The organism is Devosia sp. 919, assembly GCF_013185965.1.
Taxonomy (GTDB): Bacteria; Pseudomonadota; Alphaproteobacteria; order Rhizobiales; family Devosiaceae; genus Devosia.
The window spans coordinates 183,410-197,144 of sequence record NZ_JABAOL010000002.1 but is presented as its reverse complement, the minus strand read 5'-3'; the positions used below and the strand labels follow the sequence as shown (position 1 = coordinate 197,144).

The 13,735-nt window shown below is 62.8% G+C and carries 12 protein-coding genes; 4 read left to right on the top strand and 8 right to left on the bottom strand.

Annotated features, from left to right (window positions below; all coding sequences use genetic code 11):
* The first annotated feature begins 305 nt into the window (after positions 1 to 305).
* On the top strand, positions 306 to 1,283 hold the full coding sequence (locus tag HRQ64_RS18385) for an aldo/keto reductase (RefSeq protein WP_172125479.1): 978 nt from the start codon (positions 306 to 308) through the stop codon (positions 1,281 to 1,283).
* Between the two features lie 232 nt (positions 1,284 to 1,515).
* Here HRQ64_RS18385 and solA read toward each other — a convergent pair whose 3' ends face one another.
* From solA to HRQ64_RS18340, 8 genes are all read right to left on the bottom strand, one after another.
* Positions 1,516 to 2,643, bottom strand: coding sequence for an N-methyl-L-tryptophan oxidase (gene solA / locus HRQ64_RS18380; protein ID WP_172125477.1), 1,128 nt, complete (start codon positions 2,641 to 2,643; stop codon positions 1,516 to 1,518).
* Between the two features lie 815 nt (positions 2,644 to 3,458).
* A complete protein-coding gene (locus HRQ64_RS18370) occupies positions 3,459 to 4,532 on the bottom strand; it encodes a VWA domain-containing protein (RefSeq protein ID WP_172125473.1) in 1,074 nt (357 codons plus the stop codon).
* Positions 4,529 to 5,446, bottom strand: coding sequence for a DUF58 domain-containing protein (locus HRQ64_RS18365; RefSeq protein WP_210258710.1), 918 nt, complete (start codon positions 5,444 to 5,446; stop codon positions 4,529 to 4,531). The genes HRQ64_RS18370 and HRQ64_RS18365 overlap by 4 nt, the downstream gene beginning before the upstream one ends.
* The gene (locus HRQ64_RS18360) at positions 5,421 to 6,437 is read right to left on the bottom strand and encodes a MoxR family ATPase (RefSeq protein WP_248305142.1); all 1,017 of its coding nucleotides are present in this window, start codon (positions 6,435 to 6,437) and stop codon (positions 5,421 to 5,423) included. The genes HRQ64_RS18365 and HRQ64_RS18360 overlap by 26 nt, the downstream gene beginning before the upstream one ends.
* An 18-nt stretch (positions 6,438 to 6,455) precedes the next feature.
* A complete protein-coding gene (locus HRQ64_RS18355) occupies positions 6,456 to 7,472 on the bottom strand; it encodes a trypsin-like peptidase domain-containing protein (RefSeq protein WP_172125469.1) in 1,017 nt (338 codons plus the stop codon).
* Between the two features lie 289 nt (positions 7,473 to 7,761).
* Positions 7,762 to 8,745, bottom strand: coding sequence for a Gfo/Idh/MocA family oxidoreductase (locus HRQ64_RS18350; protein WP_172125467.1), 984 nt, complete (start codon positions 8,743 to 8,745; stop codon positions 7,762 to 7,764).
* Between the two features lie 20 nt (positions 8,746 to 8,765).
* Positions 8,766 to 9,956 carry a mandelate racemase/muconate lactonizing enzyme family protein gene (locus tag HRQ64_RS18345; RefSeq protein ID WP_172125465.1) on the bottom strand — a complete coding sequence of 397 codons (1,191 nt, stop codon included), beginning with the start codon at positions 9,954 to 9,956 and terminating at the stop codon, positions 8,766 to 8,768.
* 22 nt (positions 9,957 to 9,978) lie between these two features.
* Entirely contained in the window at positions 9,979 to 10,764 is a 786-nt protein-coding gene (locus HRQ64_RS18340; RefSeq protein ID WP_248307267.1) for an IclR family transcriptional regulator, read from the bottom strand.
* A 215-nt stretch (positions 10,765 to 10,979) separates the two neighbouring features.
* On the opposite strand from HRQ64_RS18340, the gene HRQ64_RS18335 reads away from it, so the two are divergent.
* From HRQ64_RS18335 to dgoD, 3 genes are read left to right on the top strand one after another with little or no spacing between them, the layout of a single operon-like run.
* Entirely contained in the window at positions 10,980 to 11,408 is a 429-nt protein-coding gene (locus tag HRQ64_RS18335; RefSeq protein WP_172125463.1) for a VOC family protein, read from the top strand.
* A gap of 4 nt (positions 11,409 to 11,412) precedes the next feature.
* Positions 11,413 to 12,567, top strand: coding sequence for an iron-containing alcohol dehydrogenase (locus HRQ64_RS18330; protein WP_172125461.1), 1,155 nt, complete (start codon positions 11,413 to 11,415; stop codon positions 12,565 to 12,567).
* Positions 12,564 to 13,730 carry a galactonate dehydratase gene (gene dgoD, locus HRQ64_RS18325; RefSeq protein WP_172125459.1) on the top strand — a complete coding sequence of 389 codons (1,167 nt, stop codon included), beginning with the start codon at positions 12,564 to 12,566 and terminating at the stop codon, positions 13,728 to 13,730. The genes HRQ64_RS18330 and dgoD overlap by 4 nt, the downstream gene beginning before the upstream one ends.
* Positions 13,731 to 13,735 lie beyond the last annotated feature (5 nt).

Here is a 13,735-nt window from a genome sequence, read left to right as displayed (position 1 = left end):
GGTGAACATGCTCGGCGCTGTCCTCGGCAATGGACGAGAAATCAAAATGGGAGAGAATGCCCATGATGCCCAGTGTCGTCAGACCCTGTGTGGGCGCTGGCGGCGCAAGGAGCTGCAACCCCCGGTACTCTCATCCGCCGCTGCGCGGCGCCAAGCGCATGTTCCGCCATTCTAAGCTGGTTCTGTCCCGAAACAACCGTGTCCTTGGAAGGCGGACCACGCTGGCCCGCTGAATAGTCCTATACATCCGGCGCCACTAAGCCTTACCCTTGCCTGGACCAAACACAAGTATCGGGAGAGCGACTTTGGACCACAAGCGAATGGGCACTAGCGGTCTCAAAGTCTCGCGGCTCTGCCTCGGCTGCATGACCTATGGGGCACCTGACCAGGGGAACCACCCATGGACGCTGCCTGAGGACCAAAGTCGTCCCTTTATCCGCCAAGCGCTTGACCTCGGCATCACCTTTTTCGATACGGCAAACGTTTATTCCGACGGCAGTTCCGAGGAAATCCTGGGGCGCGCGTTGAAGGACTTTGTGCGACGGGAGGACGTGGTCCTTGCCACTAAGGTCAACGGCGCAACCCGTCGAACCGATGCCAACGCCACCGGACTGTCACGCCGGGCAATCATGCGTGAGATCGATGCGTCACTTACCCGCCTCCAGACCGATTACGTCGACTTGTATCAGATCCACCGCTGGGACAATGACACCCCCATTGAAGAGACGATGGAGGCGCTGCACGACGCCGTGCGCTCGGGAAAGGCCACCTATATCGGAGCCTCATCCATGTCGGCCTGGCAATTTTCCAAGGCCCAGTATGTCGCCAAAATGAACGGCTGGACGCCGTTCGTCTCGATGCAGAACCAGCTAAGCCTCCTCTACCGCGAGGAAGAGCGTGAGATGCTGCCGCTTTGCGCGGATCAGGGCGTTGGCGTCATTCCCTGGAGCCCGCAGGGCAGGGGGCTGCTCACCCGACCATGGGGCCAGGTCACCGGTCGCTCAGGGACGGACAATGTCATTCCCAAAGTCTATGGCGACACTGCCGAAATGGACCATGGCATCGTAGACGCCGTTCAGAGCGTCGCCCAGCGCCACGGCGTCGCCATGTCTCAGGTCGCTCTCGCCTGGGTTCTGCAAAACCCCGTCGTCACTGCGCCCATCATCGGCGCGTCCAAACCGCATCACCTGGACGACGCCGTTGCGGCACTGGCGCTGAAGCTCAGCACGGAAGACGTCGCGGAGCTGGAAGGGGCTTATCGGCCCAGGGCGGCGGTGATCTAGAGCTTGGGTATTGCCCTGATCCGCTCTACTCGGCGGCAATACGTCTATGTCCCCTTTTGTGTGCCAGCTGCAGCTCTCGAAAATGACCAAGAAGGGGGGCGCTTTTCTGCTCGGCAGCTTGCCCCCGGTTGCAGACGTAAAGCAAATCAGTGCGGTGCAGTGCAGTACTGGAAAGCTGCCACTCTGGTTCATGCTTCCGAGAAACGTCACCTCCTCCTCAGGGTAGGAGGCTTTACCCCACCATGTGCCGGTCGAACGTGAAGGGCGCTATGGGCAGGGTGGTGCCGCCATCCAGCGCCAGATCGGCAAGGATTTCTCCAATGACACTGGCGAATTTGAACCCGTGGCCGGAGCAGGCGGAGCACACGATAACGCGAGGATCGGCTGGCAGAAGGTCGATGAGGAAATTTTCGCCCGGAAGCATGGTGTAGCGGCAGGTGACCGCTTTGATCCGTGTGGTTGCGACCTCCGGCATTCGGCGTGCGGCGAAGGCGTCGAGGAGATCCATGTCCGCGTGAGTGACGGCCGGATTGGCCTGGTCTGGATCGATTGGCTCGAAAAAATGGCAGTGCTTGCCGATCTTGACGCCATCAACGCCGATTTGCGGGAAACCAAACCAGGTGCCGTCTTCGCCTTCATCGCTGAGGAAGCAGGGCATTCTGTTGGGTTGGGCGAGAAAGCCATCGCCCGGCTGATACCAGGCGACGACCTGCTTGATTGGCGCGGCGCGGGCCGCAAGCTCCGGGACCAGTTCCGATATCCAAGCGCCGGTGGCAACGATGACCTTGCGCGTTTCGTAGCTCGCTTGGGGCGAGCGAACCATAATCGTTGCCCCTCGCTCGATGCTGGTGATGCGCTCGCCGATATGGATATGGGCCCCATCGGCGGTTGCCAGCTTGAGATTGCCCCAAATGGCGGCTTCGGGACGAATATAACCCCCTTCTGGATCGAAGACGCCAATTTCGTCCCCAGCCAGCCGATAGGCCGGATAGCGGTCGGCCATTTCAGCCTGATCCAGAATCTCGTGCGCGAGGCCGTATTCTGCGCAGGAGGCCAACATGCCCCCGATCAGGTCGCTGCCCGGCTTGCCGATCTGCAACACGCCGACCTTGCTCAGGAGGTTGGTTTGGAGCCGGCGTTCCATGCGGGCCCAGTTGCGATAAGCGCGCTGTAGCAGCGGCACATAGGCTGGGTCCTCATGGTAACCGAGCCGGATGATACGGCTGTCGCCGTGCGAAGAGCTGAGCTTATGCGCCGGCTGGAACGCCTCGAGACCAAGCACTTTGTGCCCGCGGGCCGCGATTTCGGCGACCGCCGCGCTGCCCATGGCGCCGAGGCCGATAATGATAACATCATACATGGCCTAGGCTCCAAAATAGCTGAATTGGACTGCCGGGGCCGAGCTTAAGACCTAGCAGGAAGAAGTCGTGCCTGCGCAATAAAATGAGTTGCCCTAACTAGCATATGGCTAGCCGGGACATTCCCCAGTTTATTCTACTCAGCCGTTTGGAAACATCCCGGGTCGGTCAGGCGCGGCCGCCTCAGCAGCAATCCCGGCGACCCGGTTTTTTGCAGTTGCGGTCCTCGTCCGGGCGTGCTCATCGGGTACTTGAGTTGACATTGTCGCCGACGAAATAGACGCCCGACGCGCGCATGCTCTTTGGGACGAGGTCTGCACGCAGAGTTTATGGGGCGGGCAGTTTGGCTGCACGGTGACCTCAAGGCTGACAACCTGATCGTCCGAGGTGGTGCTTTGCCGGGTGTGCTCGATTTGGGGGCTATCCGCCGTGGGCGATCCTGCCGCCGACTACGCGGCAGCATGGTTCTGGGTCGCCCCTGCGGCTCGTGACGTGCTCCGGGACAGGCTCAATCTTGATGACCGCGATTGGCTGCGCTCGCAGGGCTGGGCCCTTAGGCGCCGTTATCGCACTGAGCTACTATCGATGTGGCAAGGATGAAGCACTCTGCCGTCAATCACGACAGACGATTTCAAGGTGGGACTGCTTCTTTAGCCCAAACTCGACTAGGCCTCACCAGCCGCTTGGCCGAGGTGCTTGTGACTGGATATTATACACCAATTCCGGCCCTTAGACGAGACGTTCCGGGGATGCATGAAGCAGAAAGTAACAACACACTCGGCACCTTAAGCTTTGCCCGCAGAGCTCGCGCCAAAGATCAGGCTATGCGCCCAAGCCAGAGCATGGACAGCCCAGCGGCGGCGAGGGTGAGGAGGGCGCCGAGGCCGGCGAAGAGGAAGGCGATTTCGGTGAGCTTTTTTTCCTCGATCAGGCGGGTCGCCAGCGTTCCGTAAACCTCCGACAACGCCTCGGCGGACTGGGCCTCGAAATACTCACCTTCCGTGGTAGCGGCGATGGCCTGCAGGGTTGGTGCGTCGAGCATGGCGCGCATGAAGCGGCCGCCGAAATCGACCACTTCGCCGCCGGTCGAGCCAAAGCCCACCGTATAGATCCGCACGCCGTGATCGGCCGCCAATTTCCCCGCTGCCAGAGGATCAGGGCCGGTGGTGGTTGCCCCGTCCGTGAGCAGGATGATGACCGCATTCTGGTAGGATCCCGGTTCAACCGGCACATGTTCTGCCGGCTGGGGCTCAGGCTCGGCATTGTCGAGCGAGCGGCCGGTCTGGGGCGTCACGCCACCGCTTCGCATCCCCAGCTGATCACGCGGATCATAGCCTTCGATCTCAAAGGAGCGGTCGGGAAAAATGGTGGAAAGCGCCGTGATCACGCCCGCGCCCACGGCAGTGCCGCGCCGCAGGTCAAAGCCATCGACGGCGGCCGTGAGCAGTTCCCGGTCGAGCGTGGGCGCCTGCATCAGGACAGCAGAAGCGGCAAAGGCCACGATGCCGATCTCCACATCCATGGGCTGGCTGGTGATGAAGGCCTTGGCCGCTTCCTGCGCGGCAGCAATGCGCGAGGGCGACATATCGGTGGCGCGCATGGAGCCGGAGGTGTCGATCGCCAGGATCACCGTGGAGCGGGAACTGGGCAGGGTGACCACCGCCGCAGGGCGCGCCACGGCCAGCACCAGCACGCCAACGGCAAGCAGCAACAGCGCCGGTGGCACATGGCGGCGCCAGCCCGGCCCCTTGCCAAGCGCCTGCCGGATGAGCGGCAGATTGGCATAGCGCAGCGCCGTTTTCTTGCGCCGGCGCAGAAGCCAGACATAGGTGCCCACCAGCAACGGCAGGAGCAGCAACAACCAGAGCATATCGGGCCAGAGAAAGGTCATGCCGTTGCTCCTGCTATGGCGCCACTGGCGCTGATCCGGCGCATGGTGACGAATCTGAGGATCGCGTTGGCCAGATCGTCGGCCGTCGAGAGTTCAAGCGCATCGATTCCGGCCTGATTGAAGCCATCGACGATCTCTTCCTCCCATTGCCCGGCCAGCGCGCTGAACCGATCCCTGAAGGTCCGGTCGCCCGTGTCGACAAGCAACTGCTCGCCCGTTTCGGCGTCTTCAATGGCCAGCAGACCCAGATCTGGGAGTGCCTGCTCGAGGGGATCGACCAGCCGCACGGCAACGGCTTCGTGGCGGCGCGCGAGCGCGCCAAGAGAGGTTTGCCACCCGGGAAGCGACACAAAGTCAGATACGGCAAAGACGATGGACCGGCGCTTGAGCGCCGAGCCGGCGCGGTGAAAAAAGCCGCCAAGATCGGTCTGCGGTGCGCGCAGGCGCCGAGGATGGCTGAGCAACTTGTCGATCAGATGCAGCAGATGGCGGCGGCCGCCGCGGGCGGGAACGATGAGCTCGTCGACGCCATCAAACAGAATGGCGCCCACCTTGTTGCCGTGATGCACGAATATTCGTGCGAGCGCGGCGGTGAATTCGGTCAGCACCTGCCGCTTGTTGGTGTCGCCGGAGCCGAAATCGACCGAGGGGCTGAGATCGAGCAGGAACCAGGCGGTCACCTCGCGATCCTCGTGGAAGATGCGCACATGGGGCACCTGGGTGCGCGCGGTGACGTTCCAGTCGATGTGGCGGACATCGTCGTGGGCCTGGTATTCCCGCAGGTCCGCAAAATCGAGGCCGGCGCCGCGGAACAGCGTGCGGTAATTGCCTTGCAACGCGCCATCGAGGCGGCGCACCACGGTCCATTCCACGCGCTGGAGCAGCGCTTCAGCTTGCCGAGGCGAGGCGGGCATGGGTTTGCAGGGGTTGTTCGGGTGCCGGGACGGCCCGAAGGATCTGGTTGATGATCCCGTCGGGACCGATGGATTCCGAGAGCGCCTCATAGGACAGGACAATGCGGTGGCGCATGACATCGGCCGCCACGTCGATCACATCCTGGGGCAAGACATACTCGCGGCCCCTCAGGAAGGCGAGCGCTCGCCCGGCTTCAATCATGTTGATGCTGGCCCGCGGGCTCGCGCCATAGGTGATCAGGCGCTGCAGGTCCTTGAGCCCGACCAGTTCGGGGTTGCGGGTGGCTGCAACCAGCCGCACCACGAACTGGATCAGCGTCGGATCGACGTAAAGCTGCCGCGCCCGCGCCTGAAGGGCAATGAGTTGCTCGGTGGTCGCCACTTTAGCCACGGTCTGCATCACCCCGGTGACGCGCGAAACGATCACGAATTCTTCTTCCTCGGAGGGATAGCCGACCAGCACCTTCATCATGAACCGGTCCACCTGCGCTTCGGGCAGCGGGTAGGTTCCTTCCGTTTCGATGGGGTTTTGCGTCGCCATCACGACGAAGGGCTCGGGCACCCGGTGGCTTTGGCCGGCAATGGTGACCTGCCGTTCCTGCATCACCTCGAGAAGGGCACTTTGCACCTTGGCCGGGGCCCGGTTGATTTCGTCGGCCAGCAGCAGATTGCAGAACACCGGGCCAAGGGAGGTGGTGAACTCGCCATCCTTGTTGTTGTAGATGCGAGTGCCGACCAGGTCCGCCGGCACGAGGTCAGGCGTGAACTGTATGCGCTTGAACTGCCCCTGGATCGCATGGGCGAGGGTGTTGACGGTCAGTGTCTTGGCGAGGCCCGGAACCCCCTCGACCAGGAGGTGGCCCTTGGCCAGAAGGGCGATCAACACGCGCTCAAGGAAATGGTCCTGCCCGACCACGACCTTTTTGACTTCATAGAGTACCTGCTCCATCAGGGAGGCGGCGGGCGTCGGGGTCTCAATTGGATCGTCCATGGCTGCTTCCGTTCCTGGCTAAAGCGGTGACTCTTCGACGGCGCCCCCGGCTTCCTCGATGGTGGCGGCAAAGGCGATGCCGGCAAAAGTGCGCAGCCCCGAGGGGTTGAGGATGGCGGTGACGATGCCGACGACCTCGCCATCGGCATTGACCAGCGGGCCGCCCGAATTGCCGGGATTAGCGGCGGCATCGAACTGGATCAGGTTGCGCATCGTGCTTTCGCCTTCCCGCTCGAGCACGCGCAACAGGCCCGACACCACGCCAGCCGAGGCGGAAGGACCGATGCCGAAAGGAAAGCCGACAGCCACAACATCGTCCCCCGGGCGCAGACTGCTGCTTGAGCCAAGCGTTGCCGGGAGCAGGTCATCGGGCAGCACGCTGGGGCGGATAATCGCAAGGTCGAGTTCGGGTCGGGCGCCAATGATCGTGGCATCGGCTTCAGTGCCATCAAAGAACGACACCCGCAGCCGCTTGGCGGCGCGCACCACATGCAGATTGGTCAGGATGGTGCCCTGGTCGTCGATGACGACGCCGCTGCCGACAGCGGTGAACTCTTCATGGAAATCTTCTTCGATTTCACCTGATTGGGGCAGTTCGGCTGCCGGCGGCTCGCCACCAGGCGCGGCAGCGGCAGGTTCTTGCCCAGCAGCCGGATCATAGCCATTGACCCGCACCACCGACGGGATGATGGCAGCATAAGCCTGGGAAGCGATGGAAGGAGGCCGTCCCCGCTCGTCGAGGGCGAAGTTCACGGCGTCGTTGATGTCGCCCTGGCTCAGGTTCTGGCCGGGCGCACGCAACACTTCGTAAAGTCCCACCAGCAAGAGGGCGAGGAGCACCGAGGACAGCACCAGCACCTTGCCTTGATGCTGGTTGTAGGTCCGGTGCAGGTGCTGGCGCGCGCGGTGGGAGAAACTAGGTTCTTGGGCGGCAGGATCAGCTGCCTGGGGAAGCGGGCGTGTGGCCGTAGCGCGAGCCGACGGCTGGCCCGTGCGCACCTTGTTCGATCCGATATAGACCGGTCGTCGCTTCACCCCGGGACACTCCCGTTGAGCGGGCGCAGGAGGCGCCCGGCAGCTGCTTACCCCTCAAGCCTAGCCTTCCCCGCATCGATTGGAACCCGCTCTCAAAAACGTGCGCTCCCGTGTCATCGCGAATGGTTACTGCGTAGTTCGCACCGCTTGAAAGCCCGATCTCGGCCGAGGTGCCGGTGGCAGCGTCATACGCGCCCAGGCGGGCGGCTTTGCGCCTCAGGTCAATCGCTCGGTTCGTGGCCTAAACTCGCTTGAGGCAGACGTTTGTACAGCGTGGCTGCAGCACCAGCTAAGGCGCGCGCATCGTTCCGCCTGCTCGCGCGGCTGCATAGATGGCGTCGATGGTCGCCATGTTGGCCACGGCATCCATCCCTCCGGTGGGCAAGGGTGTGCCGCCGGTTAGTGCCTCGAGAAACGCCGCCAGCTGATAGTCATAGGTTGTCCCAGCGCCCAAGGTGTGTTCGCGATAGCTCTCGCCGAACCACTCGCGCAATGAATGGCCCTTGTGGGGCAGGCAAGGATTGTCGAGCTCCACGATCCCTTGTTCTCCTTCGATACGCAGGAGGCCGCGGAAGGGTGGGCTGGCAATATCGGCGATCATCTGGGCCGGCACGTTTCCAGGAAACACCAGTTCGGCTTCCATGCGCTGATCCACGCCGAGCGGGTTGAGCACGGCCGTGGCGGAGCGGACCTCCGGTTCGCAGCCCATGAAGGAGCGCAGCCAATGAACGGGATAACAGCCCAGATCCATCATTGCGCCACCGCCCTGACCGGGGTCGTGGCGAATGGACTTGGGATCAAAGGGGATATCGACGTGAAAGCTGGCGGTCAGCGACTTGATCGTGCCAAAGGCGCCGGACTGCTTGAGGTCGAGCAGATGCAAGAACACCGGATGGTAGCGATCGTGAAAGGCTTCGGCGAGGAGGCGGTTGGCCCGTTCCGCTGCCGCCACCATCAGGGCGGCTTCGGCCGCACTGGTGGCCAAGGGCTTTTCACAGAGTACATGCTTGCCCGCTTCGAGGGCTTTGATGGTCCATTCCGCATGGCCCGTCGGGGGCAGGGCATTGTAGACAATGGTGATCGCGGGATCGGCGAGGAGGGCCTCATAGCTTTCATGGGCCACGGGAATGCGGTGCGCTTCGGCATAAGCCTGCGCGGCACCAAGGCGACGCGAGGCGACGGCGCCGATCACCGCATCACGGCGGCGGCGGGTGGGCTGAATGATGGAGCGGGGCGCAATGCCGGCAGCGCCCAGGATGCCGATGGTGTGCATGAGGGGTCCCTAGCGGTCGGTTAGCGGAAGAAGTCGAGATCGTCAGGGCCGAGATAGCGCTGGGCCCGCTCGGGAACGATATCGACACCCATGCCGGGGCGGTCAGGAACGGTGATCATGCCGTTTTCAACCGGCGGCAGGCCTTCAACGATGTCGTTCCACCAGTCGGGATCGCCATGGGTATACTCAAAAGCGATGAAGTTGTTGGGGAGCGTCGCCGAAACCTGCACCAGAGCGCCTAAGCCCAGCACGCCGTTGGCCGTGCCGTGGGGCGCCATGGTGATGCCGTGCAGATCGGCATATTCGGCGATCCATTTAAGCTCGGCGATGCCGCCCACATCGGCGGGATCCGGGCCAACCACATGCACTGCCTGGGTCTCGATCAGTTCCTTGAAATTCTGCCGAAGGTAGATTTGCTCGCCGGTATGAATAGGGGTCGTGGAGGTGCGGGTGAGTTCGCGGTAAACGCCGGCATTGACCCAAGGCGTGTAGTCGCCCGACAGCAGGTCTTCGATCCAGAGCAGGTTGTAGGGCTCGAGCAGGCGCGCGAGGCGAATGGCGTCCCCCAGCATCCAGCCGGGGCCGCAGTCGAGCGCGAGGCCTACATCGTCCCCGGTGACTTCCTTCATCGCGGCGACGCAATCAACGAAGTGACGCAAGCCTTTTTCGGTAATCGGGCCGCGGTCAAGCGCACCATGGAAGGCCCCGGCGCCCGGCTCGCCATAGTAGAAGTTGGGCACTTCCCGCTTCATGGGCGAATGGAAGCCAATGGGCTGCTTGAAGATGGTGAAGCCCTGGGGCAGGGCCATCATCTTTTTCATGTCGTCGGCATAGTCTTCCGGGCGGTGGCCGGAAAAGGGAAAGCGCACCGAGCCATTGTAGACGCGCACCTTGTCGCGGATCTTGCCGCCCAAGAGCTTGTGTACGGGCAGGCCTGCGGCTTTGCCGGCAAGGTCCCAAAGGGCCATTTCGATGACGCTCACCGCCGTGCCCCAGGGCTTGAAGCCGCCTCGCTGGCGGATCTTGAGCATGACGCGCTCAACCAGGGTCGGGTCCTCGCCGATCAGGGCGTCGCGAAAGGCGAGGATATGGGGTTTGAGGTACGGCTTCCAGGTTTCGGCCTGGGCGTAGCCCGATATTCCCTCATCGGTAACGATGCGCACGATCGGGCTTTTGCCGATGATGGCGCATTTCAGATCAATGATTTTCACTTCTGTCCCCCCGGAGCGATTGTTATGCGGGCATGGCCTGGCTGATGGCGGCGGCGGTTTCGATCGCCGCCATGCGGATCAGTTCCATGCGGGCGGGCTCGGTGCCGCTGAGAAAGGGCACGCTGACGCCAGCGACCATCTTACCCGTTTTGGCAAAAACGGGCGCGGCATAGGCCTGGATCGAGGGGGCGTTTTCGCCCTTGTCCTGAGCCCAGCCCAGGCGCCGGATGCGCGCGAGTTCGCTGCGCAGGCGCTTGGGATCGGTGACGGTCTTGGTGGTAAAGGCGCTGAGTGGCCTGTCGATCCAGCGCGCCTGTTCCTCAGGGTCGAGATAGGCGAGCAGGAGCTTGCTTGCGGCGCCGGCATGGACGGGCATCCGCTGGCCGGGCGCGACGGTCAGCGCGTATTCGCGCCGGCCCTGCGAGGCGGCCAGCACCAGAATGCCTTCATTGTCGATGACGCTGAGCTTGACGCCCTCGCCCAACTCAGCGGCCAGCTTGTCGATAAAGGGCTGGGCAATGGCGACGAGGTCGATATCGGTGGCGCGCGAGGCCACATGGGACGCCAGCGTCAGCAGGCGCGAGCCAAGATGGTACGCGCCGGCATCGTCGCGGCGCACCATGTCATGCTGCTGCAGGGTGTTGAGAATGCGGTAGATCGAGGTGCGGGGCTGGCCGAGCACTGCCGTCAGGTCGCTGATAGTCATGCCTGAGCCGCGCTGTTCCAGTGCGCCCAGCAGGTCCATCATCCGATCGATCACCGGAATGGTGTGCTTGTGGGCCGCGCTGGATTCGAGCTCGCTGTTCAAGGCATGCGGTCCGCAGTTGACAAATTATGCCTTCTGACTACCATAAGTTTGTGAACTGTCAAAGTTCATATTTGGATAGGTCGTGAAGCGGTCATCCCGGCGCAACGTCGCTTCGAGAGGATTTCAATGCGTTACCAGCTTACGTCGCCCAGTGGGCGGCTCTTACGAACCTGCCATTTCGCGTTGGGCGGTTCGATCCTGAAAGGTCTCGTTTCATGCTGACGGTTTCCGCGATCGCCCATGTCGCCATCCGGGTAAAGGACATCGAGCGCACGCTTGATTTCTACATCAACAAGCTGGGTTTCGCTGAAATGCTGCGGCTCGACCGCGATGGGCGGCTTTGGCTGGTGTATCTGCGCATCACCGACGACCAGTATTTGGAAGTTTTTCCTGAAGGTGAGGGTGAGCGGGCCAGCGAGCGCGAGGCGGTGGGCTTCAACCATATGTGCCTGCAGGTACCGGACATCGAGAAGACCGTGCGCGAGCTGAATGCAGTGGGGGTTGAGATCCGGCCCAAAGTGCAGGGCGCCGATGGCAATTGGCAGACCTGGATCGAGGATCCTGATGGGCACCGCATCGAGTTGATGCAGATGGCGGAAAATTCCATGCAGGCCCAGGCAGTGGCCCGGATCAAGGGACAGTAAGATTATGGCACGTATTGCTTATCTCACGGCAATCGACTTTGGGGCAGGGGAGCTGGCTTCGCTGCCCACCGCGTTGGCCGAGCTCAAAATTGCCCGCCCCCTGCTGGTGTCGGACCGGGGTATCGCCGCTTCCGGCCTGCTGGCGCGGGTGGAGAGCTTGCTGCCGGAACGGAGCGCGGTGTTTCTGGAAACCCCGCCGAACCCAACCGAAGGGGCGGTGGATGCGGCGCTGCAGGCTTATCGCGCAGGGCAATGCGACGGCGTCGTGGCGTTGGGCGGCGGTTCGCCCATCGATTTGGCCAAGGGCGTGGCGCTGCTGGCGACCCATCCGGGCAATCTTGAGCAATATGCGGCCATCTATGGCGGATTGGAACGGATCACTTCTGCTGTCGCGCCGACCATTGCCATTCCCACGACGGCCGGGACCGGAGCAGAGGTGGGTCGGGCGGCGCTGTTGACGCTGGAGGATGGCCGCAAGCTCGGGATCATCAGTCCACATCTGATCCCGCGCCGGGCTATTTGCGACCCAGAGCTGACCCTGGGACTGCCGCCATACCTGACCGCCGCGACCGGGCTCGACGCGCTCTCGCATTGCATCGAAACCTTCTTTTCGCCGCGCTTCAACCCGACCGCCGAAGCGATTGCGCTGGATGGGGCCGGACGCATCTGGCGCAACCTGCCACGGGCCTTTGCTGACGGCGCCGATGTTGCGGCGCGCACCGAGGTGATGCTCGGGGCGCTGCATGGTGGGTTGTCGTTCCAGAAGGGTTTGGGGGCGGTGCATTCGCTCAGCCACGCGCTGGGCGGCATGCAGGACCTCAAGCTCCATCACGGCACCCTCAACGCCATCCTGATGCCGCTCGTCCTGCGGTTCAACGCGCCCGCCGTTGGCGACAAGCTCGACCGGCTCAAGGCGGCAATGGGGCTCGGCCCAGATGCAGACCTGGCCGATGCGCTTGAGGCGCTGAACCGTTCCTTCGCACTGCCCGCGGGCCTCGCGCAGATGGGCGTTCGTCGCGACCATTTCGACTGGATCATCGAGCGGGCGCTTGCTGATCACAGCCACCCCACCAATCCGCGCGCGGCATCGGCCGAAGATTATCGCGCTATTCTCGAAGCGGCCATGGCCGACCCCGCTTCATCGGAATCCAAGCAATGAAGATTGTTGCCCTCAAGACCTTCGTGGCCAATGTGTCGCGAACCAATTTCGTGTTCGTCAAGCTCTACACCGATGCGGGGATCGACGGCGTTGGCGAAGCCACGCTGGAATGGAAAACCAACACTGTGGTTGCTGCGCTGGAGGAGCTGGAGCGCGTCCTGATCGGCAAGGATCCATTTGCCGTGGATGCCCTGGTCGAACAGTTGCACCGGGATAGCTATTGGCGCACCGGAGCGGTGTTCCGCACTGCTCTGGGCGGCATCGAGGCGGCATTGCTCGATATCAAGGGCAAGGCGCTGGGCGTGCCGGTGTTCGAGCTGCTTGGTGGCAAATATCGCGACCGAGTTGCCTGTTACGCTAATCACTGGTTCTTTGGGGCCACGACGCCCGAGCAATATGCTGCCAATGCCCGCAATGCAGTGGCGATGGGCTATAATGCGCTTAAGTGGGACCCCTTCGATGTTGCCGATCTCGAAATGGATCGCCGTCAGCGACGGCAGGCCATCGAGATCGTGGAAGCCGTGCGCGACGCCGTCGGCCCAGATGTGAACCTGATGCTCGACGTGCATGGTCGCCTCAACGTGCCGACGGCCATTGCTATGTGCAAGGCGCTGGCGCCTTATGACCTGACCTGGATCGAAGAGCCGACGCCGCCCGAAAGCATCGATGCGCTGGCCGATGTGCGCGCCAACAGCCCGGTGCCGATCGCGGCGGGCGAGCGGTTCTATGAACCGGCCCGTTTCATTGAGGCCTTGAACAAGAAGGCCGTCGATATCCTGCAGCCCGATGTGTCCCATGCCGGTGGCCTGGGGGAAACCAAGCGCATTGCCCACACGGCGCACGCGCATCTGATCCCCATTGCCCCACACAATCCCGTCGGGCCGGTGATGAACGCGATGACGCTCCATATGTCCGTCGCCATTCCGAACTTCTCGGTGTTCGAGACGGTTTCCGTTGACGTGCCATGGCGCAAGGAATTGGTACGCGAAACCCTGCAGTTCGAGAACGGCTTTATGCTGGCGCCGACCGCCCCCGGGCTGGGCGTCGAGTTGATCGAGGAAGCCTGCGCGCGCTTCCCCTATGAAGCGACCAATGTGCCCTTGTTTGATGGGTCGATGAACACGTCGGGCGTAGCGACGGGTAAGCAGACCTTTGGCAACTAGGGTTT

Bases quoted from the DNA above. Each gene is read 5' to 3' on its own strand.
- solA (WP_172125477.1), bottom strand. From the start codon at position 2,643: ATGTATGATGTTATCATTATCGGCCTCGGCGCCATGGGCAGCGCGGCG.
- HRQ64_RS18370 (WP_172125473.1), bottom strand. From the start codon at position 4,532: ATGACCTTTCTCTGGCCCGATATGCTCTGGTTGTTGCTGCTCCTGCCG.
- HRQ64_RS18365 (WP_210258710.1), bottom strand. From the start codon at position 5,446: ATGCCCGCCTCGCCTCGGCAAGCTGAAGCGCTGCTCCAGCGCGTGGAA.
- HRQ64_RS18360 (WP_248305142.1), bottom strand. From the start codon at position 6,437: ATGGACGATCCAATTGAGACCCCGACGCCCGCCGCCTCCCTGATGGAG.
- HRQ64_RS18350 (WP_172125467.1), bottom strand. From the start codon at position 8,745: ATGCACACCATCGGCATCCTGGGCGCTGCCGGCATTGCGCCCCGCTCC.
- HRQ64_RS18335 (WP_172125463.1), top strand. From the start codon at position 10,980: ATGCTGACGGTTTCCGCGATCGCCCATGTCGCCATCCGGGTAAAGGAC.
- HRQ64_RS18330 (WP_172125461.1), top strand. From the start codon at position 11,413: ATGGCACGTATTGCTTATCTCACGGCAATCGACTTTGGGGCAGGGGAG.
- dgoD (WP_172125459.1), top strand. From the start codon at position 12,564: ATGAAGATTGTTGCCCTCAAGACCTTCGTGGCCAATGTGTCGCGAACC.